Origin of the sequence: Streptomyces sp. NBC_01445, assembly GCF_035918235.1 — a bacterium.
Classification (GTDB): Bacteria; Actinomycetota; Actinomycetes; order Streptomycetales; family Streptomycetaceae; genus Streptomyces.
This window is the reverse complement of sequence record NZ_CP109485.1, coordinates 6058228-6078413: the sequence shown is the minus strand read 5'-3', so window position 1 is coordinate 6078413 and position 20186 is coordinate 6058228. Positions and strand designations below refer to the sequence as shown.

At 71.6% G+C, this 20186-nt stretch carries 21 protein-coding genes; 5 read left to right on the top strand and 16 right to left on the bottom strand.

The features are described from left to right. Positions 1 to 49: 49 nt before the first annotated feature. From OG574_RS27765 to OG574_RS27740, 6 genes are all read right to left on the bottom strand, one after another. Positions 50 to 1342 (bottom strand): hypothetical protein, encoded by a 1293-nt coding sequence (locus OG574_RS27765; RefSeq protein ID WP_326778644.1) that lies wholly within the window; start codon positions 1340 to 1342, stop codon positions 50 to 52. 38 nt (positions 1343 to 1380) lie between these two features. Next, the gene (locus OG574_RS27760) at positions 1381 to 2514 is read right to left on the bottom strand and encodes a hypothetical protein (protein WP_326775416.1); all 1134 of its coding nucleotides are present in this window, start codon (positions 2512 to 2514) and stop codon (positions 1381 to 1383) included. After that, positions 2511 to 3494, bottom strand: a complete 984-nt coding sequence (locus OG574_RS27755) for a COG1470 family protein (protein ID WP_326775415.1) — start codon at positions 3492 to 3494, stop codon at positions 2511 to 2513. Before OG574_RS27755 ends, OG574_RS27760 begins: the two co-directional genes overlap by 4 nt. Before the next feature lie 50 nt (positions 3495 to 3544). Beyond that, entirely contained in the window at positions 3545 to 4243 is a 699-nt protein-coding gene (locus OG574_RS27750) for an LPXTG cell wall anchor domain-containing protein (protein WP_326775414.1), read from the bottom strand. 194 nt (positions 4244 to 4437) lie between these two features. Further along, positions 4438 to 4959, bottom strand: a complete 522-nt coding sequence (locus OG574_RS27745) for an ATP-binding protein (protein WP_326775413.1) — start codon at positions 4957 to 4959, stop codon at positions 4438 to 4440. A gap of 214 nt (positions 4960 to 5173) precedes the next feature. After that, a complete protein-coding gene (locus tag OG574_RS27740; RefSeq protein ID WP_326775412.1) occupies positions 5174 to 5542 on the bottom strand; it encodes an STAS domain-containing protein in 369 nt (122 codons plus the stop codon). 261 nt (positions 5543 to 5803) lie between these two features. Here OG574_RS27740 and OG574_RS27735 point away from each other — a divergent pair, with 261 nt between their 5' ends. Further along, positions 5804 to 6688, top strand: coding sequence for an RNA polymerase sigma factor SigF (locus OG574_RS27735; RefSeq protein WP_100597980.1), 885 nt, complete (start codon positions 5804 to 5806; stop codon positions 6686 to 6688). Positions 6689 to 6775: 87 nt separating this feature from the next. Here OG574_RS27735 and hutI read toward each other — a convergent pair whose 3' ends face one another. The 4 genes from hutI to hutU all read right to left on the bottom strand — a co-directional run bounded on the left by hutI (position 6776) and on the right by hutU (position 12270). Beyond that, the gene (gene hutI / locus OG574_RS27730; protein WP_326775411.1) at positions 6776 to 7945 is read right to left on the bottom strand and encodes an imidazolonepropionase; all 1170 of its coding nucleotides are present in this window, start codon (positions 7943 to 7945) and stop codon (positions 6776 to 6778) included. A gap of 109 nt (positions 7946 to 8054) precedes the next feature. Further along, entirely contained in the window at positions 8055 to 9392 is a 1338-nt protein-coding gene (locus OG574_RS27725; protein WP_326775410.1) for a formimidoylglutamate deiminase, read from the bottom strand. Beyond that, entirely contained in the window at positions 9383 to 10585 is a 1203-nt protein-coding gene (locus OG574_RS27720; RefSeq protein ID WP_326778643.1) for an allantoate amidohydrolase, read from the bottom strand. Before OG574_RS27720 ends, OG574_RS27725 begins: the two co-directional genes overlap by 10 nt. Positions 10586 to 10605: 20 nt before the next feature. Further along, positions 10606 to 12270 (bottom strand): urocanate hydratase, encoded by a 1665-nt coding sequence (hutU, locus tag OG574_RS27715; RefSeq protein ID WP_100597932.1) that lies wholly within the window; start codon positions 12268 to 12270, stop codon positions 10606 to 10608. Positions 12271 to 12658: 388 nt separating this feature from the next. On the opposite strand from hutU, the gene OG574_RS27710 reads away from it, so the two are divergent. From OG574_RS27710 to OG574_RS27695, 4 genes are read left to right on the top strand one after another with little or no spacing between them, the layout of a single operon-like run. Further along, positions 12659 to 13057, top strand: a complete 399-nt coding sequence (locus OG574_RS27710) for a hypothetical protein (protein ID WP_100597931.1) — start codon at positions 12659 to 12661, stop codon at positions 13055 to 13057. Next, positions 13054 to 13857 carry a transcriptional regulator gene (locus OG574_RS27705; RefSeq protein ID WP_398377920.1) on the top strand — a complete coding sequence of 268 codons (804 nt, stop codon included), beginning with the start codon at positions 13054 to 13056 and terminating at the stop codon, positions 13855 to 13857. The genes OG574_RS27710 and OG574_RS27705 overlap by 4 nt, the downstream gene beginning before the upstream one ends. A gap of 38 nt (positions 13858 to 13895) precedes the next feature. Further along, positions 13896 to 14372 carry a roadblock/LC7 domain-containing protein gene (locus OG574_RS27700; RefSeq protein WP_326775409.1) on the top strand — a complete coding sequence of 159 codons (477 nt, stop codon included), beginning with the start codon at positions 13896 to 13898 and terminating at the stop codon, positions 14370 to 14372. A gap of 41 nt (positions 14373 to 14413) precedes the next feature. Next, the gene (locus OG574_RS27695) at positions 14414 to 14788 is read left to right on the top strand and encodes a hypothetical protein (protein WP_326775408.1); all 375 of its coding nucleotides are present in this window, start codon (positions 14414 to 14416) and stop codon (positions 14786 to 14788) included. Positions 14789 to 14864: 76 nt separating this feature from the next. Here the strand turns inward: OG574_RS27695 and OG574_RS27690 are convergent, their stop codons facing one another. From OG574_RS27690 to OG574_RS27665, 6 genes are all read right to left on the bottom strand, one after another. Beyond that, on the bottom strand, positions 14865 to 15287 hold the full coding sequence (locus OG574_RS27690; RefSeq protein WP_100597928.1) for a hypothetical protein: 423 nt from the start codon (positions 15285 to 15287) through the stop codon (positions 14865 to 14867). 72 nt (positions 15288 to 15359) lie between these two features. After that, a complete protein-coding gene (locus OG574_RS27685) occupies positions 15360 to 16760 on the bottom strand; it encodes a purine-cytosine permease family protein (protein ID WP_326775407.1) in 1401 nt (466 codons plus the stop codon). A 14-nt stretch (positions 16761 to 16774) separates the two neighbouring features. Further along, the gene (locus OG574_RS27680; protein WP_326775406.1) at positions 16775 to 17710 is read right to left on the bottom strand and encodes an ABC transporter substrate-binding protein; all 936 of its coding nucleotides are present in this window, start codon (positions 17708 to 17710) and stop codon (positions 16775 to 16777) included. 11 nt (positions 17711 to 17721) lie between these two features. Continuing rightward, on the bottom strand, positions 17722 to 18393 hold the full coding sequence (locus OG574_RS27675; RefSeq protein WP_326775405.1) for an ABC transporter permease: 672 nt from the start codon (positions 18391 to 18393) through the stop codon (positions 17722 to 17724). A gap of 1 nt (position 18394) precedes the next feature. Beyond that, a complete protein-coding gene (locus OG574_RS27670) occupies positions 18395 to 19042 on the bottom strand; it encodes an ABC transporter permease (protein ID WP_326775404.1) in 648 nt (215 codons plus the stop codon). Then, positions 19039 to 20166 (bottom strand): ABC transporter ATP-binding protein, encoded by a 1128-nt coding sequence (locus OG574_RS27665; RefSeq protein WP_326775403.1) that lies wholly within the window; start codon positions 20164 to 20166, stop codon positions 19039 to 19041. The genes OG574_RS27670 and OG574_RS27665 overlap by 4 nt, the downstream gene beginning before the upstream one ends. Positions 20167 to 20186 lie beyond the last annotated feature (20 nt).

The following is a 20186-nucleotide window of genomic DNA, read 5'->3' as shown; positions in this document are numbered from 1 at the left end:
GGCCCGGGGCGACCGTGCGCGCCCCGGGCCCATTGGCTCAGCTGTTCGTTCAGTTCGCCCGGCGCCGGCGCGGCAGGAATGTGAACACCGCTCCGCCCAGCAGGATCACCGTGCCCGCGACCAGGCCGAGGGCGCGCAGGATGCCGTCGTTCGAGGAGCCTGTCTCCGCGAGGCCGCCGGAGGTGTCCGAACCGCCCGCCGACCCGGAGCCCGAGCCGCCGGCCGCGCCGCCCGGCTGGGCCGCCGTGTCGATCTCCAACGAGACCTCCGTCTTCGACGGGGTGCACGTGGTCGTCGTACCGAGGGCCTTCACCGTGAGCACTCCGGGCGACAGGGTCGACTTGCCGTCGGCGCCCGGCTTGTAGGTGCCGGTGAGGTCGGGGATGTTGATCGGTGCACCGGACTTGATGGGCTCCTTGTTCGTGGGGCCCTCCACATGGACCGTGCCCTTGTCGGCGCCGCCCAGCTTGACCTCCATCGACGGCTTGACCGAGTCGGCGGGGATGTCTGCCGGGCTGTCCATGACGGACTTCTTGAACTGGACCGTCAGGCCGTAGTTCCCGCCGTCCTTCTTGGCGTTGATCTGCACCGGCGAGGTGGCGCTCTTGTCGCCGATGGGCGTCTTGCACTTGTAGGGGATCTGGACTTCCTTGCCGGTGAAGTCGCTCTTCCCGCCACCGCTGCCACCGGTGTCACTGCCACCGGTGTCACTGCCGCCCGTACCGGAGGAGCCGCCGCTGGTGCCGCCCGTGGGGAGCCCGGTCGGCAGACCCGTCGGAAGCCCGGTGGGCAGGCCCGTCGGGAGGCCGGTGGGCAGCCCGCCCGTGGTCGCGCCGCCCGCGTCGGTGACCTTGATGGTCGCGCCGGGCTTGACGGTCTCCTTGGGCGAGCACTTGGTGTCCGTCGAGATCGGCTTGCTGACGTTGATGTTGTACTTGTCCGGGGTCAGCGTCACCTCGCCGGGCGCCGTCAGCTTGATCTTGCCCTTCATGTCGGAGAGCACCATGGGGCTGTTCTTCTTGATCGGCGGGTTGGTGCGGGTGCCCTCCACCGCCAGGTCCGCGGTCTGCGCGCCGCCCACCTTGACCGTGCCGGTCGGCTGGACGGTGTCCTTCTCCAGGTCGAGGACGTCGGGGTTGCTCGAGGCGGCCTGTGTCGTCTTCCAGACGACCTCCACCTCGTCCCCCACCTTCGCCTCGGCGGGCGCCGTGATCTCCACCTTCGTCGTGCCCTCCACGGGCGGCAGGCCGGAGATCGCGGGCGGGATGCACTCGGTCTTGTACGCGACCTCGGCGGCCTGTGCCGGTGCGGCGGCGAGCAGCAGGCCCGCACCGCCCAGCATCAGGGCGACGCCGGCCGCGCTCACTCTCCGTTGGGTGCTCACGTGTTTCCCTTCGTTGTCGGGCTGTTGTCTGACGGTGCGGAGAGCTGACCGGCCGGTGCGCCCGGATCGGTGTCCGGGGTGAACCAGGGCAGGGCCGTAGAAGTAGAAGTCGTGGTGGGGCCGGGATCCCTGTCCGTGGAGCGGCGGGACGATTCCGGGAGGGTCAATCTCGGCAGCCGCGCCGTCACTTCGGACAGGCGCAGGCCACCGCGGTGCCGGCCCGCGCCGCCGGACCGCCGTGGGCGTACGCGTTCGACGACGGCCATCCCGATACGGAACACGGCGGCCGGTACGACGACGCAGAGCAGGATCCAGAAGAGGGTCACGCCCCAGGGGCGGCCCACACCCCACGGCTGCTCGGCGAGGACCTTGCCGCCGAACTTGAGGGAGACCAGGTAGTTGCCGTGCGCCCCCGAAGTGAGCTCGACGGGCAGCTTGATCTGCGCCTTCCTGCCGGGGGCGATCGTGCCGCGCCACTGCTGGTCCTCCCACTGCGGGGCGAACACGCCGTGGGACGTGCCGACCTGGAAGACCGGGTCCTTGAGGGGGGCCGAGCCGACGTTGCCGACGGTGAAGACGAAGGTGCGCGACGCCGGGGCGCCGAACCAGGTCAGGACGCCGCTCGAACCGTCGAGCCGCGTATCGCTGAGAACGGACAGCTTCCCGCCGCCCGACTGCGTGGGGAGCGCCTTGACCGGATGGCCCGCGACCTTGAGCACCGCGTCCGCCTGCGCCTTGTCGCCGGTGACGGTCGCCACGTGGACGACGCACGGGCAGGGCACCGGCGGCTCGGCGACCGGGAGCTTCTTGCTGAAGGTGCCCTTGTCCCCGGTGGTGACGGCGCGGCCGTCGGCGTTGGCGCAGGAGTTCGTACCGCCGATGACTCCCCTGCCGGGTTCGGACTGGCCGCAGATGAGCATCATGAGCAGCGTCTTGGAACGCCACCCGGAGCCGCTGACGGTGATCGAACCACCCGTCCCCGCCTGGGACTTGGACAGCGTCACGGCCGGCCCTTCCGCGGCGGAGGCGGCGGAGGCCGTCAGCTGCGGCAGGGCGGCCAGGCCGAGCGCGGTGACCAGGACGAGCGCTGCCGCCCACAGCCGGGGCCCGCAGCGGTGGCGGCGGTTCATGACCAACTCCCTTGGATCTCGTGGCTCCCGTGGTTCCCGCTGTCCGCGCCGTTCTCGCTGCTTCCGCTGTCCGCGCCGTTCTCGCCGTTCGCATGCCGCCGTCGGCGTACGAGCCAGAAGGCCGCGCCCCCGGCGGCCAGGATCACGGCGCACGTTCCCGCGACCGCCGCCCACGGCACGAACCGCTTCGTCGCCGTCGCCTCGTCGTGGGCGCCGCCCCCGGCCGTGACCGTGAGCCGCACCCGGACCGAATCGAGGACGGGGCTGTTCTTCCAGGGCTCGCTGAGGGTCACGCGGCGGCCGGGCAGCAGCTCGACCGGCAGCGTGCGCGGACGCCGGTCCAGCGCCCGGCCGAGTACGCCGTCGGCACGCACGGCCAGCCTCGGCGTCAGGACGGTGTTGCCGCGGTTGACGAGGTCGTACGAGATCCGGCCGCCGGTGACCCGCACCCGCTCGACGGTGAGCGCCGACAGGGTGGGGCCGCTGACCCGCAGATGGATACTGACCCCGGTGTCGCGCCCGTTCGCGCTCGCCACGACGGCGCCGGGGTGGTCGCCGGGTGTGGCGTCGGCCGGGACGGTGACGGTGAAGGGCACCTCGGCGCGGGTGCGCGCCGGGATCCTCACCTCGCGCCGGGCGAAGGTGATCCACGCGCCCGTGTCGGTCGACTTCGTGCGCAGGGAGAGGGCGCCGGTGCCGGTGTTGTCGGCGTCGGCGCCCCGCAGCTTTACGGTCAGGGGGCGGCCGCCGGGGTTGGTGACGGCCACCTTGTCCTGGAGCACGGCGCCGGGCACCCCCTCCGCGTAGAAGTAGGGGCGCCCGTCCGTCGCGGGCCTGGTGCCGCCGCCCGCCGACGGGGCGACCGACCACGCGGGCGCCGTACCGGCCGCGGCCGCCGGGACCCCCGCCCCCGCGGTCAGCAGGACGGCGGCCCCGCACAGCGCGCGCAGGCGGGCGCGGGCCCGGGGACTGGACGGCATCGGCGGCTCCAGGTTCGCGTACGGGTGTCGGACGGGCACGGCCGCCGAGGTCAGCGCGCCGCCTGGTTGCGCCGCGTCAGCCACAGCACGCCCGCCGCGCCCGCGAGCAGCACCGTGCCACCGAGGGTGCCGAGCGCGATCGCGGAGTCCTCGGGTCCGGTCTGCGGCAGTTCGCCGCCGGACGGGGTGCTCTGCGAGCCGCCCGAAGTGCCGCCGCCCCCGGCCGACTTGACGTCCAGGGTCAGTGACGGCTTCGGGCTGTTCGCGGGTGTGCACGTGGTCGTGGTGCCGAGCGCCTTGATGGTGAGGACACCCGCCGTGAAGGTGACCTTGCCGCTCTTGGCCGGTGTGTAGGTGCCCGACAAGTCGCTGATCTTGATGGGGGTGTTGGCGGGGACCGCCTCCGCGTTCGGCGGCCCGGACACCGGCAGGGAGCCGCTCTCCGCGCCGCCCAGCTTGATGACGGCGCTGGGCTTCATCGCGCCCTTGCCGAGCTCGACCGGGCTGGACGAGACGCCCTTCTGGAAGGACATGGTGATCTTGTAGCCGCTGCCGCTCTTCACGCCTTTGATGTCGATCGGGGAGACCGCTCCCTTGTTCCCGATCGGCGTCTTGCACTGGTAGTTGACGTCCTGCACATCGGCGTGGGCTGCGGGTGCGGCCAGCAGCACCGTGGAAGCCGCGCCACAGCCCAGGGCCGCGGCGAGCGCGAGCCCTGCCGTTCGCTTCTGGTACGTCCGGTACGACACCTCGAGTTCCCCTCATGCCGGGAGTTCCTGAGTTGCACGCGCCAAGTTACTGACGGCACATCAGATTGGGCGCTCAAGGTACGCCGGGGACCTTGTCGAGGGAAGACATAAGTGCGCGCCGGATCCGATGGGATCCGGCGCGTGCGAAGAGACGTACGAACCCGGGGTAACCCCAAGCCCCCCAAGGGCTCCGGTCAGGCGGGTGCCCCGACTTCGGCCCAGACGGTCTTACCGGGGACGCCTGCGGCCCTGACGACGCCCCAGTCCATGCACAGGCGCTGCACGATGAACATCCCGTGCCCGCCGGGGCGTCCGGCGCGGTGCGGGGTCCGGGGCGCGGGCTGCCCGGCTCCCCGGTCGGAGACCTCGATGCGCAGCACCTTGCTGTCGCAGGAGATGCGCAGCTCGTCGGGGCCCTCGGCGTGCAGGCAGGCGTTGGTGACCAGCTCGGAGACGACGAGCAGGACGTCCTCGGCGGCGGCCCGCCGGTCGGCGGTGCCCGCCGGCATCCAGCCCCATGCGTGCAGCGCCTCACGGGTGAAGTCGCGGGCCAGGGGGACGATGCCGGCCGCCCCGACCAGGTTCAGCCTGCGGCTCTGGTGCCCGGCTGCCCGCCCGACGTCGGCGGAGGACAGACCTGGCGTGCCACCGGTATCACCGGCGGCTTCCGGCTCCGGGCCGCGGTCGCCCGGCGAGTAAGGCCGGGTGGTGCCCATCAGCACTTCACCTCACCGAGACTCTTGACGTGTGATGTGTGGAAATGATCCGCCGTGGCGGCGCGGTCCGGGGTGGGACCCAGCATGTCTCCTGCCCGGCCGATCCGCGAGAACACCCACTTCTTCGGCATGGTCGGTGTGACGCTGGTAACGCCTCGATCACGTAGAGACAACTGACGCGTAACTTCCGTGCTTCACCTGCGTACGCGTCCCGTCAGTCGCCGAGAGCCGCGTCCAGCGACTCATGGACGGTGAAGACGGCCTCCGCACCGGTGATCTCGAAGACCCGGGCCACCACGGGCAGCATCCCGGCCAGATGGACTCCGCCGCCGGCGGCTTCCGCCTTGAGGCGGGCGCCGAGCAGCACATTGAGCCCGGTCGAATCACAGAACTCCAGCCGTGAGCAGTCGATCACCAGCCGTGAGAATCCGGCCGTGAGGCAGCTCTCCAGGGGTTCTCGCAACAGATCTGCGGTGTGGTGATCCAGCTCACCCACCGGAGTCACGACGGCGCTGGCGCCCTCTTCCCGCACCTCGACCAGAAGCCGGCCCCGATGCGCGCTGCCGACTGTCCCGCGGTCCATGACGTCTCTCTCTTCCGAGTCTGCTCGACCGTCGTGGCTGTTCATTGACGCCCTCGAACACTACGCCTTTGCTACGCCCTCCGGTACCCGAACAACCCCTAGGAATCGGACATTTACTGACAGAACGCACTTGCGGGCGGAGCGTAAAAGCGGGTAGGCCTAGTAAGGACAGTTTCAACCACGGCCGGCTACGGAGGCGCCGCACACCGCAGTGCACGTATTGGCATCGGCAGCCATATGCCGAGAACGATGGAGGACATCATGTCACCCCGGCTCGACGAATCGCGTACTGACCAGGCGTCGACGTCGACACCCCCACCGGAACACGAGGCCTTCGACAACCTGGCCGGCCTGCCGGAGATCCCGCCTTTCGACGAGGTGGCTCCCCGGGACGCACGGGCCCTGTCAAAAACGCTCTTCGGGCGGCTGGAGTCCCTCGAAGAGGGCACCCACGAGTATTCGTATGTCCGCAACACGCTGGTTGAACTCAATCTCGCCCTGGTGAAGTTCGCGGCGTCCCGGTTTCGCTCCCGCAGCGAGCCGATGGAGGACATCATCCAGGTCGGCACGATCGGCCTGATCAAGGCGATCGACCGCTTCGAGCTGAGCCGTGGCGTCGAGTTCCCCACGTTCGCGATGCCGACCATCGTCGGCGAGATCAAGCGCTTCTTCCGCGACACGTCCTGGTCGGTCCGCGTTCCGCGGCGGCTCCAGGAGCTTCGTCTCGACCTTGCCAAGGCGGGCGACGAACTCGCCCAGCAGTTCGACCGCGCACCGACGGTGGGCGAGCTCGCCGAGCGCCTGGGCATCACGAACGACGAGGTCGTCGAGGGCATGGCCGCCTCCAACGCCTACACGGCCAGCTCCCTGGACGCACAGCCCGAGGAGGACGACTCCGAGGGCGCGCTCGCGGACCGCATCGGGTACGAGGACCATGAGCTCGAGGGCATCGAGTACGTCGAGTCCCTGAAGCCCCTGATCGCCGAACTCCCTTCGCGGGACCGGAAGATCCTCTCCCTGCGCTTCGTCGCCAACATGACGCAGTCGGAGATCGGTGACGAGCTGGGCATCTCCCAGATGCACGTGTCGCGGCTGCTCTCGCGCACGCTGGTACGCCTGCGCAAGGGCCTCACGCTGGAGGAATAGCCGTCACGCCGGCCGACTGACCTCCGCCGCCTCCGCGCACTCGGCGCGGAGGCGGCGTGTGCGTGCGGAGGCGGCGTGTGTGCCCGGTCAGGCGGCGCGCACTCCGCGCCGCCAGACGGCCGACACCAGCGGCACGCCCGGCCGGTACGCCAGGTGCACATGGCTCGGCGCGTCGAGCAGGGCCAGGTCCGCGTACGCGCCCGGCGCCACGCGGCCGATGTCGTCGCGGCGCAGCGCCCGCGCGCCGCCCGCCGTCGCGGCCCAGATCGCCTCGTCCGGCGTCATCCCCATGTCCCGTACGGCCAGGGCGATGCAGAACGGCACCGAGGACGTGAAGGACGAGCCCGGGTTGCAGTCCGTGGACAGCGCCACGGTCGCTCCCGCGTCCAGGAGACGACGGGCGTCGGGCCACTCGGCGCGCGTCGAGAACTCGGCGCCGGGCAGCAGCGTGGCGACCGTCCCGCTGTTCGCGAGGGCGTCGACGTCCGCGTCCGTGAGGTGCGTGCAGTGGTCGGCGCTCGCCGCGTCGAGCTCGACGGCGAGCTGGACCCCGGGCCCGTAGCTGAGCTGGTTCGCGTGGACGCGGGGGTGCAGGCCGCGGGCCTGGCCGGCCTTGAGGATCGCGCGGGCCTGGTCGCCGTCGAAGGCGCCCTTCTCGCAGAAGACGTCGACCCAGCGGGCGTGCGGGGCGCAGGCGTCCAGCATCTCGCCGGTGACGAGCGCGACGTAGGCGGCCGGGTCGTCCGCGTAGTCCGGCGACACGATGTGCGCGCCGAGGTAGGTGACCTCGTCGGTGTGCCTCGCCGCGATGCGCAGCGCCCTCGCCTCGTCCTCGACGGTCAGGCCGTAGCCCGACTTCGTCTCGAACGTCGTCGTGCCCTGGCGCAGCGCCTCGGCGAGGTAGTGGGTGAGGTTCGCCTCCAGCTCCGCGTCCGTGGCGGCGCGGGTGGCCGCGACCGTCGTACGGATGCCTCCGGCGGAGTAACTGCGGCCCGACATGCGGGCGTTGAACTCCTGGGTGCGGTCGCCCGCGAACACCAGGTGGGAGTGCGAGTCGACGAAGCCGGGGATGACGGCGCGGCCTTCGGCGTCGTGGGTGGCGTCGGCGGCCGGCGCCTGCGCCTGCGGCCCCACCCAGGCGATCCGGTCGTCCTCGATGACGACGGCCGCGTTCTCGACGAGACCGAGAGGGCTGTCGCCCTGGGCCGGGTCGTTGGTGACCAGGGAGCCGATGTTGGTGATGACGGTGGTGGTCATGGTTCCTCTCCGCGGGTGGGGAATCCTCGAACGCCGGAAGGGCTGTGGTGTCAGCCCGTCCGGCGTTCGAGGACATTCGGGAATCGGGAAGGGGCGGGCTGGGGAAGCTTTACCCCCGCAGCGCCCCGATCGCCGCCGTCAGCGCCCCCGCGACATCCCCGACCAGCTCGTGCTGCCCGTCACGGACCACCTGGCGGCCGCCCACGACCGTGTGCCGGACATCCGCGGCCGACGCCGCGAACACCGCTGTCTCCGCCCCGAGGCGCGGCAGCGGGCCCGCTGTGCGTACGGAGTCCAGGGCCACCGTCGTGAAGTCGGCGAGGGCCCCGCGTTCGATACGTCCGGCGTCGGTCCAGCCGAGCGCCGCGTGCCCGTCGGCCGTGGCGGCGCGCAGCAGGGCCGCCGCCGTCCAGTGGCCCCGGGTGCGCGTGCGCAGCCGCTCGTTCAGCTCCATCGCCCGCGCCTCTTCGAAGAGGTCGATGACGGCGTGGCTGTCCGAGCCCAGGGAGAGCGGTGAGCCCTCCTTCTGGAGGGCGACGGCGGGGCCGATGCCGTCGGCCAGGTCGCGTTCCGTCGTGGGGCACATGCACGTGCCCGTGCCGGAACCGCCGAGCAGGGCGATGTCCTCGTCGGTGAGGTGCGTGTTGTGGACGCCCGTGGTGTCCGGGCCGAGCACGCCGTGGTCCGCGAGGAGCCGGGTCGGCGTGCAGCCGTGCGCGGCCAGGCACGCCTCGTTCTCCGCGGTCTGCTCGGAGAGGTGGACGTGCAGGGGCGCGCCGCGCGTCCTCGCCCACTCGGCGACCGTGTCGAGCTGGTCCGCTGGGACGGCCCGCACGGAGTGGATCGCCGCGCCGATGCGTGCGTGGTCGCGGTCCTTGAGGAGCGTGGCCCGCTCGGCCCACGCCTCGGTGGCGCCGTCGGAGAAGCGCCGCTGGTGGCGGTCCGGCTCCTTGCCGAAGCCGGAGGAGACGTACGCCGTGTCGAGGAGCGTGATGCGGATGCCGGCCTCGGCGGCGGCCGCGATCAGGGCCTCGCCCATCGCGTTGGGGTCGTCGTACGCGGTGCCGCCCGGCGCGTGGTGCAGATAGTGGAACTCGCCGACGGCGGTGATCCCGGCGAGCGCCATCTCCGCGTACACCGCCCTGGCGAGCGCGTGATACGTGTCCGGGGTCAGCCGGTCGGCGACCGAGTACATGACCTCGCGCCACGTCCAGAACGTGCCCGAGCCCACCTGGACGGTGGAGCGCAGGGCGCGGTGGAAGGCGTGGCTGTGGGCGTTGGCCAGGCCGGGGACGGTCAGGCCGCGCAGCACGGTCGCGCCGGGGGGCGGGGTGTCGACGCCGGTGCGCACGTCCGCGATGCGGCCGTCCTGCGACACCTCGACGACCACGCCCGGCTCGACCTCCGGGTCGAGCCAGGCATGTTCCAGCCAGTACGTCACCTGCACGCCAAGCCCTCCAGTACGTCGGCGAGTGCGTTCACCCCGGCGAGGCAGTCGTCCTCCGCGGCGTGTTCGGCCGGGGAGTGCGAGACGCCCGTGGGGTTGCGCACGAACAGCATGGCGGTCGGCACGGAGTCCGCGAGGATTCCGGCGTCGTGTCCCGCGCCGGTGCCGAGGACCGGGACGGTGAGCTTGTCGTCGGTGCCGAGGATGCGGCCGAGTTCGTCGCGCAGCGCGTGGTCGAACTCGACGACCGGCGTGAACGACTCGCGCACGGTCTCCAGGTCGATGCCGTGCGCGTCGGCGTACTCGCGGGCCGCCTTCTCGACGGCCGTGACGACCGTGTCGAGGGTCTGCTGGTCGGCGGCGCGGGAGTCGAGCCAGCCGCGGACCAGGGACGGGATGGCGTTGACGCCGTTCGGCTCGACGGAGATCTTGCCGAACGTGGCGACGGCGCCCGCGAGTTCCGCCTCGCGGCGGGCCGCCAGGACGGTCTGCGCGTACGACAGCATCGGGTCGCGGCGGTCCACGAGACGGGTGGTGCCCGCGTGGTTGGCCTCGCCGCGGAAGTCGAAGCGCCAGCGGCCGTGCGGCCAGATCGCGCTCGCGATGCCCACGGCGTCGCCGGACAGGTCCAGGGCGCGGCCCTGCTCCACGTGCAGCTCGACGAAGGCGCCGATGCGCGCGAGGCGCTCGGGGTCGGGGCCGATCGCCTCCGGGTCGTAGCCCGCCCGCTCCATGGCCTGCGGGAGGCTGACGCCGTCGCCGTCCCGCAGCTGCGCCGCCTGCTCGGGGGTGAGCCGGCCCGCGGTGAGGCGGGAGCCGACGCAGGCCAGGCCGAACCGGGCCCCCTCCTCGTCACCGAAGTTGGTGAGGGCGAGGGGGCGGGTGAACTCCGCTCCCCTGCGGCGGAGTTCGTCGAGGGCGGCGAAGGACGACACGACCCCGAGGGGCCCGTCGAACGCGCCGCCGTCCGGTACGGAGTCCAGGTGGGAGCCGGTGACGACGGCGTCCCCGGCGGCCGGGTCACCGAGCCAGGCCCACTGGTTTCCGTTGCGGTCGAGCTCGTAGGTCAGGCCCCGGGACTCGGCCTGTGCCCTGAACCAGGCCCGGCAGTCGGTGTCGGCGGCGGTCCAGGCGTAGCGGCGGTAGCCGCCGCTCTCGTTGTTGCGGCCGATGGGCGCGAGGTCGCGCCACATCTCGCCGAAGGAAGAACTCGTCACGCGTCGTCACCCTCGCGCATCGGCACCCGCACCCCGCGCTCGGCCGCGACCTCGGCCGCGTGCTCGTAGCCCGCGTCGACGTGGCGGATGACGCCCATCGCCGGGTCGTTGGTGAGGACGCGCTCGATCTTCTGCGCGGCCAGCTCGGTGCCGTCGGCGACGCAGACCTGGCCGGCGTGGATGGAGCGGCCCATGCCGACGCCGCCACCGTGGTGGATGGAGACCCAGGAGGCACCGGAGGCCGTGTTGACCAGGGCGTTGAGCAGCGGCCAGTCGGCGATGGCGTCGGAGCCGTCCTTCATGGCCTCGGTTTCGCGGTACGGGGAGGCGACCGAGCCGGAGTCGAGGTGGTCACGGCCGATGGCGACCGGGGCGGAGAGCTCGCCGGAGGCGACCATCTCGTTGAACTTCAGACCGGCCAGGTGGCGCTCGCCGTAGCCGAGCCAGCAGATGCGCGCGGGCAGGCCTTCGAAGGCGATCCGCTCGGCGGCCATGTCGATCCAGCGGTGCAGGTGCTTGTTCTCCGGGAACAGCTCCTTGATCGCCTTGTCGGTCTTGGCGATGTCCTCCGGGTCGCCGGACAGGGCGGCCCAGCGGAACGGGCCGAGGCCCTCCTCGAACAGCGGGCGGATGTGCGCCGGGACGAAGCCGGGGAAGTCGAAGGCACGCTCGCAGCCCGCCTTGCGGGCCTCGTCGCGGATGGAGTTGCCGTAGTCGAAGACCTCGGCGCCGCGGTCGAGGAAGCCGATCATGGCCTCGACGTGGAGGCGCATCGAGTGGCGCGCCTTGTCGGTGAAGCCGGCCGGGTCGGCCTCGCGCTCCTTGTCCCAGTCCTCGACCGAGATGCCGACGGGCAGGTAGGCCAGCGGGTCGTGGGCGGAGGTCTGGTCGGTGACGATGTCGATCGGGGCCTCGCGGCGCAGCAGCTCCGGGAAGATCTCGGCGGCGTTGCCCACCACGCCGATGGACAGGCCGCGGCGCTCGTCACGGGCCTGGACCGCGAGCTCGAGGGCGTGGTCCAGGTTGTCGGCCTTCACGTCCAGGTAGCGGGTGCCGATGCGGCGGTCGATGCGGGTCTCGTCGACGTCGACGCAGATGGCGACACCCTCGTTCATGGTGACCGCGAGGGGCTGGGCGCCGCCCATGCCGCCGACGCCGGCGGTGAGGGTGATGGTCCCGGCGAGGGTGCCGTTGAACTTCTTGCGGGCGACGGCGCCGAAGGTCTCGTAGGTGCCCTGGACGATGCCCTGCGAGCCGATGTAGATCCACGAACCGGCCGTCATCTGGCCGTACATGGTCAGGCCCTCGGCCTCCAGCTTGCGGAACTCTTCCCAGTTGGCCCAGTCGCCCACCAGGTTGGAGTTGGCGAGCAGCACGCGCGGCGCCCACTCGTGCGTGCGCATCACGCCGACCGGCTTGCCGGACTGCACGAGGAGGGTCTCGTCCGCCTTCAGCGTCTTGAGCGTGCGCACGATCGCGTCGAACGCCTCCCAGGACCGGGCCGCCTTGCCGGTGCCCCCGTAGACGACCAGCTTGTCGGGGTGCTCGGCAACCTCCGCGTCGAGGTTGTTCATGAGCATCCGCAGGGCGCCCTCCTGCTGCCATCCCAGGGTGTTCAGTTCCGTACCGCGCGGGGCTCGTACGGGGCGGGGTCCTGACATGGCTGCCTCCTAGAAACTGTTGCCGTGATTATTCACATCCTGGCGTTCTGAATAGAGCTAGTCAATACATCTCCGCGGCCGGTTGCCGCGCCGCCGCGCCGGACAGGGGTGATCGCCTGGTCACAGAGATCGTCAGGGAGTCGGGCGGTGACGCACCGGAGGCACTGCCGGGGCCTTGAGGGGGCGCTGCGGAGGCACTGCGGGGGCCATGCGGAGGGGCTTCCTCCGGGCAGGACGGCACCCCGACTCCCGCGGATATCAAGCTGGTTGGCGGATTTTAGTAGATCCACGCATGTTCCACTGGAAAATGCCAGAACCCTCACCTGGCCTCCGTACGTTGCGTAGCGTCGTGCACACGGCCGAACGTCACGTACGGGAGGAGTCCGGTGTGCCCGGAATCGACGAGTGCCTGCTGGAAGCCATGCGGCTGCCCGGTGCGCGGGGTGCCTCCGTGGTCGACTGGACCAGTGGGCTCGCCCTCGGCACCGTCGGGGACTCGCCGAACGGGGACCACGAGGCGACCGCCGCGGAAGCCGCCGAGCTGGCCCGGATGACAGCCGAGCACCGCGCCTTCGCGCCCGCCGGCGGCGCCGACTGGTCCGCCGGCGAGCCGCCGGTCGAGGACGTCATCGTCACCAGCCGGGACGGCTATCACGTGCTGCGCTTCGTGCGGACCACGTTCGACAGCAGCGTCTTCCTCCATCTGTGGCTCGACCGGGAACAAGGCAACCTGGCGCTGTCCCGCATCCGGCTCGGCGAGATGGCGGACCGGCTGGTGCTCGGGTGACCGCGACGGCAGCGGCCAGGGCCGAGGGGCGCACCACGGCACCGGCCGGGGTCTCCCCCATGCTGCGCCGCCTCGCCGAGGAGCGGGCCACCGGCGCCCTGCTGCGCGACCGCGGCACGCTCTACCTCGCCGACGGACAGGTCGTGCACGCCGAGAGCCCCGCGACGCCCGGCATCGACGTCCTGCTCACCACCGGCGGCACCCTGCACCCCGACGGCTGGTGGGAGGCCGTCGACGCGGCCGGGACACGGCAGCGGGTCGGCCGGTACCTCGTGGAGAGCGGCCGGCTCACCGACGGCGCGCTCGAACTCTGCCACCTGGGCGCCCTCTACGACGCCGCGTTCTTCGCCCTCGCGCCCAGCGGCGCCCCGGCCCGCTTCCGCTACGGCGCCGCCCACTGGTTCGGCACCGTCCATCCCGTCTCCGTCGCGTCCGTGGAGGCCGAGACGCTGCGCCGGCGCGAGCTGCTGCACGGCATCCGGCCCGACGCCGCGACCGACACGGCGCCCCTCGAACGGGACGGCGGCCGCCACAGCCCCGCGGTGCCGCCGCGCCAGCGCGCGGTGCTCGCCCTCGTGGACGGGGCGCGCACCGCGGCCGACATCTCCCACGTCCTCGGCAGGCCCGCCTTCCACACCCTGGTGGATCTGCGCAGGCTCGCCGCCGCCGGCCTCGTACGGGCTGCGGCGCCGCGTCCGCTGCCGCCCGCCCCGGCCGTGCCCGCCTGGGCCGGCGCGGCGTCGGCCGACGCCGATGTCGCCCTGTTACGCCGCCTCAGAGACGCGCTGGAGGCCCTGTGAGACGCGCGCTCCGCCAGCGTGCCGAGAGGAGACAGCTGATGACGGCCGAGGCCGAAGTCCTCGAAGAACTGCACCGGTTGAGGGCTCGGATGCCCCGCCTCACGGGTGCGCTCGCGGCGGGTGTCGACGGGCTCGTGCTCGCCCAGGACACCCCGGGCGTGGAGGCCGAGTCCCTCGCCGCGCTCACCGCCGCCTCACTCGGTGTGGCCCTGCGCATGGCCGACGCGACGGGGCGCGGCGCCCTCCGCGAACTCCTCGTGCGCGGCACGCACGGCTATGTGGCCACCTACGCGGCCGGCCCGTCAGCCGTCCTGACGCTGCTCGCGGACGACCAGGTCAGCGTCGGCCGCCTGCACCTGGAGGGCCGCCGCTCCGGGGCGCGTATCGGCGAACTCGTGGCGGACGTCCTGACACCCGTCGAACCTCGGCCCGCGCCCGAGGGGCGGCAGGCACGGCCGTCGCCCCGGCAACAGCGGCTGCCGACACGCCCCGTACCGCCCCCGTCCGCTTCCTGAACGACTCCACCGCACACGTGCATCCCTCGAAAGGACCGACCATGGCCAACACCGAAGCCTCCCTCAAGGACGCCGTCACCTCGATCGAAGGCGCCACCGCCGCCGCGCTCGTCGACTACACGAGCGGCATGGCGCTTGGCACCATCGGCGGCAGCAAGGACTTCGACCTCGAAGTGGCCGCCGCGGGCAACACCGACGTCGTACGGGCGAAGCTCCGCACCATGGAGCACCTCGGCCTCAAGGACGAGATCGAGGACATCCTGATCACGCTCGGCACCCAGTACCACCTGATCCGCCTGCTGTCGGGGCGATCCGGCAACGGCCTCTTCCTGTACCTGGTCCTCGACTCGAGCCGCGCGAACCTGGCGATGGCACGCCACCAGCTGAAGAAGATCGAGGCGGAGCTGGACGTCTGAGTCTCCAGGCCCTCCCGCCCGCTCAGGGACGGCGCCGCGCCCCGCCGGGTGCGGCGCCCCCCGCGCGTGCGGGGGCTCAGTCCTCCCAGTCCGAGGAGTCGCGCTCCTTGCGCGACCCGAACCTCGGCATCCCCCGCACCGCGTGCAGCGCGTTCACGCCGACGATGCCCGTCCAGGCGATCAGCAGGCCGGGGAGATCGGCGTTGACGACGGCGATCGCGGACAGCGGGATGGCGAGGACCAGGGAGACGACGCCGAAGCCGAAGCGCTCGCCCCAGCTGTCGCTGTCGCCGCGCGGGGAGCGCGCGCCGCGGGCGACGACCATCTGCTGCTCCGCCAGCTGCCGCCGCACGCGGCGGTCCACGGCACCGTCGAGGCGCTGCTCGACCTTGTCCAGGAACGAGTCGACGAGCGCGGACTCGTACTCTTCGCCGAGTTCCCTGCGCGCGTGCAGGGTGGCGTCGAGTTCCTTCTTGAGTTCGGCGTCACGGGCTTCCATACCGGCCTACGGTACGGAGTGAATCCCGCCGTGGCAGTGGGGCTAGCCCCCCTCTTGTCCCTGGGCCGGTCCCTACTCCGCCGCCACCGGCTCACGCAGCGTCCGCTCGGGGATGTGCGCCGTGTTGCGCCGGGCCACGGCCCAGTACAGGACGGCCGGCACCACGAGGCCCACGATCCAGGAGACGTCGGCGCCGCCGAGCGGCTCGACGAGGGGGCCCGTGTAGAAGTGCGTGGCGAGGAACGGGAGCTGCGCGAGGAGCCCGACCGCGTACACGGTGAGCGCGTCCCAGCGCCAGGCCCCGTAGCGCCCGTGCGGGTCGGAGAGGGCCGGGATGTCGTACCGCTCCTTGGAGATCAGGTAGTAGTCGACCAGGTTGATCGCCGACCAGGGCGTGAAGAAGGTCAGCAGGAACAGCAGGAAGTCCTTGAAGGACGACAGGAAGCTGTCCTTGCCGATGAGCGCGACCGCCGTGCCCGCGATCATGATCAGCGCGATGTACGCGGCCCTGGCGCCCTGCGAGAGGACCTTCTGGCCGCGGAAGCCGCTGACGCTCGTCACCATCGACATGAAGCCGCCGTACGTGTTGAGCACGTTGATGGTGAGCTTGCCGAGCGCGATCACGAAGTACAGGAACGAGGCGATGATCCCGGCGCCGCCGAGGCCGACCACGTAGCTGACCTGGTTGTCGAGGAACTTCGCGCCCGCCGTCGCCGCGACGAGGACGCCGAACGTCATCGACCACTGCGAGCCGATCGCCGACCCCGACAGCGTCCACCAGAACGTGGACTTCGCCGACGTCGTGCGGGGCAGATAGCGCGAGTAGTCCGCGACGTACGGGCCGAAGGCGAGCTGCCAGGACGCGGAGAGCGAGATGGCGAGCAGGAACATCGGGGCGTCGAAGTGCGCGTCGTGCAGCAGCGCGGACAGGTCGACCCGGTCCAGGAGCCGGATGCCGAGGTAGACGAAGGCGACGGCGCACACGATGCTGGCGACCCGGCCGAGCGCGTGGATGACGCGGTAGCCGACGGTCGCCATCGCCCCGGTGACCAGGGCGAACACGACGATGCCCGTGGTGTCGCCGGTGTGCGTGAGCTCGCCGACGGCCTGTCCGGCGAGCACGCTGCCGCTCGCGAAGAACCCGACGTACATCAGGATCACCAGGAGCAGCGGGACGACCGCGCCGCGCACACCGAACTGGGCGCGTGACTGGATCATCTGCGGCAGGCCGAGCCTGGGGCCCTGCGCCGAGTGCAGCGCCATGACGGCGCCGCCCAGCAGGTTGCCGACGACGAGCCCGACGAGCGACCAGACCACGTCCCCGCCGAAGACGACGGCGAGTGCGCCCGTCACGACGGCGGTGATCTGGAGGTTCGCGCCGAGCCAGAGCGTGAACTGCGAGAACGCCGTGCCGTGACGTTCCTCGTCGGGGACTACGTCGATGGAGCGCCGCTCCACGAGTGCTTCGGCCATGATCCGACTCTCCTTCAGCCCTTGCTGATCCCGTGCTGACGCGCGTACGCGTTGGCGACGTCCTCGGGATCCTTCTTGTCCTTGTCCACCTGCCGGTTGAGCTCGGTGAGCTGCTCCGTGGTCAGTACGTTGCCCAGGCGCGCGAGCGCCTTGCGGACCGTCGAGTCGGCCTTGCGGTCGGCGACGAGCGGGACGACGTGCTGGCCGGGGACGAGGTTCTTGGGGTCGGTGAGGACGACCCAGTGGTTGTCGACGATGTCCGTGTCGGTGGTGAAGAGGTTCGCCACGTCGACGTCGCCCTTCTTCAGGGCGCCCTTGACCAGCGGACCCGACGAGTCGAGGGACTTGAACTCCTTGAACTCGACGCCGTACACGTCCTTCAGGCCGACCGCGCCCACCTGGCGCTTCTTCACCTCGGGGGCGGCGCCGATGACGAGCTTGCCGTTGTGCTCGGCCAGGTCGGCGAGCGAGGTCAGCTTGTACTTCTTCGCCGTCTCGGCGGTGACGACGAACGCGTCGGAGTCCTCCGCCAGGCCGTAGGGCAGGATCTGCAGGCCCTTGGGCAGGACGACGGCGAGGGCGTTCTGCATCTCGCCCTCCTCGGTGGCCGTCGACTTCGGGTCGAGGTAGTGCAGGAGGGCGCCCTGGTACTCGGGGAGCAGGTCGATGTCACCGCCCTTGAGGGCGGGGATGAGGATCTCGCGGGTGCCGAGGTTGGGGCGGACCTTCGTCTTCACACCGGCCGCTTCGAGCGCGGCCGCGTACAGGTAGCCCAGCACCTGGTTCTCGGTGAAGTTGGCGGTGCCGATGGTGACGCCGTTCTTGCTGGAGCCGCCGCCCCCGCCGCCCGAGCCCTGGCCGTCGAGAGAGGTGATGCCGCCGCTGCACGCGGCGAGCGCGGGGACGGAGGCTGCGGCGAACAGGCCGCCGATGACAGTCCTGCGGTTCATCTTGCGTGCTCCTAGGCCGACTTGGCGGGGCGGTGGCGGAAGAGGGCGCGCTGCAGTGCGGAGAGCGCGAGGTCGAGTACGACGGCGACGACCGCCACGAGGACGGCACCGCCGAGCACCTGCACGAGGTCGCGCTGGGCGAGCCCGTCGAAGACGTAGCGGCCGAGGCCGCCGAAGGAGACGTACGCGGCGATGGTCGCCGTCGCGACGACCTGGATCAGGGCGAGCCGCAGCCCGGTCATGATCAGCGGCATCGCGAGCGGCAGCTCCACCTGGAACAGGACCTGGTGGCCGCGCATGCCCTGGCCGCGCGCCGCGTCCCTGACCTCCGGGTCCACGGCGGACATGCCCGCGTACGTGTTGGTGACGATCGACGGGACCGCGAGGGCCACGAGCGCGATGTAGACCGGCCACATGGACAGGCCGCTCGCCAGGAAGACGAGGACGACCAGGCCGACGGTCGGCAGCGCGCGGCCGAAGCTGGACAGGTTGATCGCGAGGAACGCGCCGCGCCCGGTGTGGCCGATGAGCAGGCCGAGCGGCAGCGCGATGACGGCCGCGATGAGCGTGGCGAGCAGCGAGTACTGGAGGTGCTCGGCGAGACGGTGCGCGATGCCGTCGGGGCCCGCCCACTGGTCGCCGTCGACCAGCCACGCGCCGAGGTTCTTGAAGAGCTCGTACATCTCAGGCACTCCTCCGGCGGCGGGTCCAGGGGGTCAGCACGTACTGCACCGCGACGAGGACCGCGTCCGCGGCGAGCGCGAGGAGCAGGGTCAGCACGACGCCGGCGATGACCGGGGTCGGGAAGTTGCGCTGGAACCCGTCGGTGAACAGCTGGCCGAGCCCGCCGTCGCCGATGTACGTCGCCACGGAGACCAGGGAGATCGCCATGACGGTCGCGATCCGCACCCCGGCCATGATCACCGGCAGGGCGAGGGGCAGTTCGACGGTGAGCAGGGTGCGCAGCGGGCGCGTCCCCATGGCCTTCGCGGCCTCCTTGGTCTTCGCCGGTACCGAGTCGAGGCCCTCGACGGTGTTCCGCAGGAGCACCACGAGCGTGTAGATCGTCAGGCCGATGACCGTGGTGGTGCGGGTGAGGCCGGAGACCGGGAGCAGCAGGACGAACACCGCGATCGACGGGATCGTGAACAGGACGTTCGAGAACCCGAGCAGGAAGCCGCGCAGCGGCTTGACGCGATGGGCGACGACGGCCAGCGGCAGCGAGATGACCAGGCCGAGCAGGACGGCGGAGAGCGCTGCCTGGAGGTGCGAGAGCGTGAGCGTGGTGAGGTCGGAGGTGTGCTCCGATATCCACGACCAGTCGATGGTCATGAGGCCACGTCCGAGTCCTTCTGGACGTCCGTGTCGTCCTTGTGGACGGCGGCGTCGCTGGTGTCGCCTGCGGCCTCGGGCGCGTCCACGCGGGTGCCGGCGGCTATGTGGGCGAGGCCCGCGCGGTCGTGGATCTCGTCGCGGGACGTGACGCCGGTCAGGACGCCGTCCGCGTCGACCCGGGCCACGAGGCCGCCGGGCGCCGCGAGCGACTCGTTCAGCGCCGACAGGAGCGAGTCCGTGTCCCGCAGCGGGCGCACCGGCACCTCGGCGGAGGTGCCCTCGTCACGCCACAGCAGCGGCTTGCGGGCCGCGTCGAGGACCAGTTCCCAGCCGGTGCCCTCCGGGGCCGGCCCCTGGCCGACGTCCGCGAGCGTGGTCAGGGACAGCAGCTTCAGGCCGCGCTCGGCGCCCAGGAAGTCGGCGACGAAGTCGTCCGCGGGGCGGGCGAGCAGCTCGGCGGGCGGCGCGCACTGGACGAGGTGACCGCCCGTGCGGAAGACGGCTATCCGGTCGCCGAGCCGTACGGCCTCGTCGATGTCGTGCGTGACGAAGACGATGGTCTTGTTCAACTCCTGCTGGAGGCGCAGGAGTTCGTCCTGGAGCTGAGTACGCACGACGGGGTCGACCGCGCCGAACGGCTCGTCCATGAGCAGCACCGGCGGGTCGGCGGCGAGCGCGCGGGCCACGCCGACGCGCTGCTGCTGGCCGCCGGAGAGCTGGTGCGGGTAGCGCTTGCCGGCCTCGGCGGTGAGGCCGACGGTCTCCAGGAGCTCGGCCGCCCGCGCCCGCGCCTTGCGCCGGCCCCAGCCGAGCAGGAGCGGCACCGTCGCGATGTTGTCGAGGACGGTGCGGTGCGGGAAGAGGCCGGACTGCTGGATGACGTACCCGATGGAGCGGCGCAGCTCGGCCGCGTCCTGCTCAAGGACGTCACGGCCGCCGACGCGGATGGTGCCGGAGGTCGGGTCGACCATCCGGTTGATCATCCGCAGACTGGTCGTCTTGCCGCAACCGGAAGACCCGACGAAGACGGTCACGCCCCCTTCCGGCATGTCGAGCGTCAGGTCGTGCACTGCCGTCGTGCCGTTCGGGAAGCGTTTGTGGACCGTATCGAACTGGATCATGTGGAGTCCCCTTGCCCGGG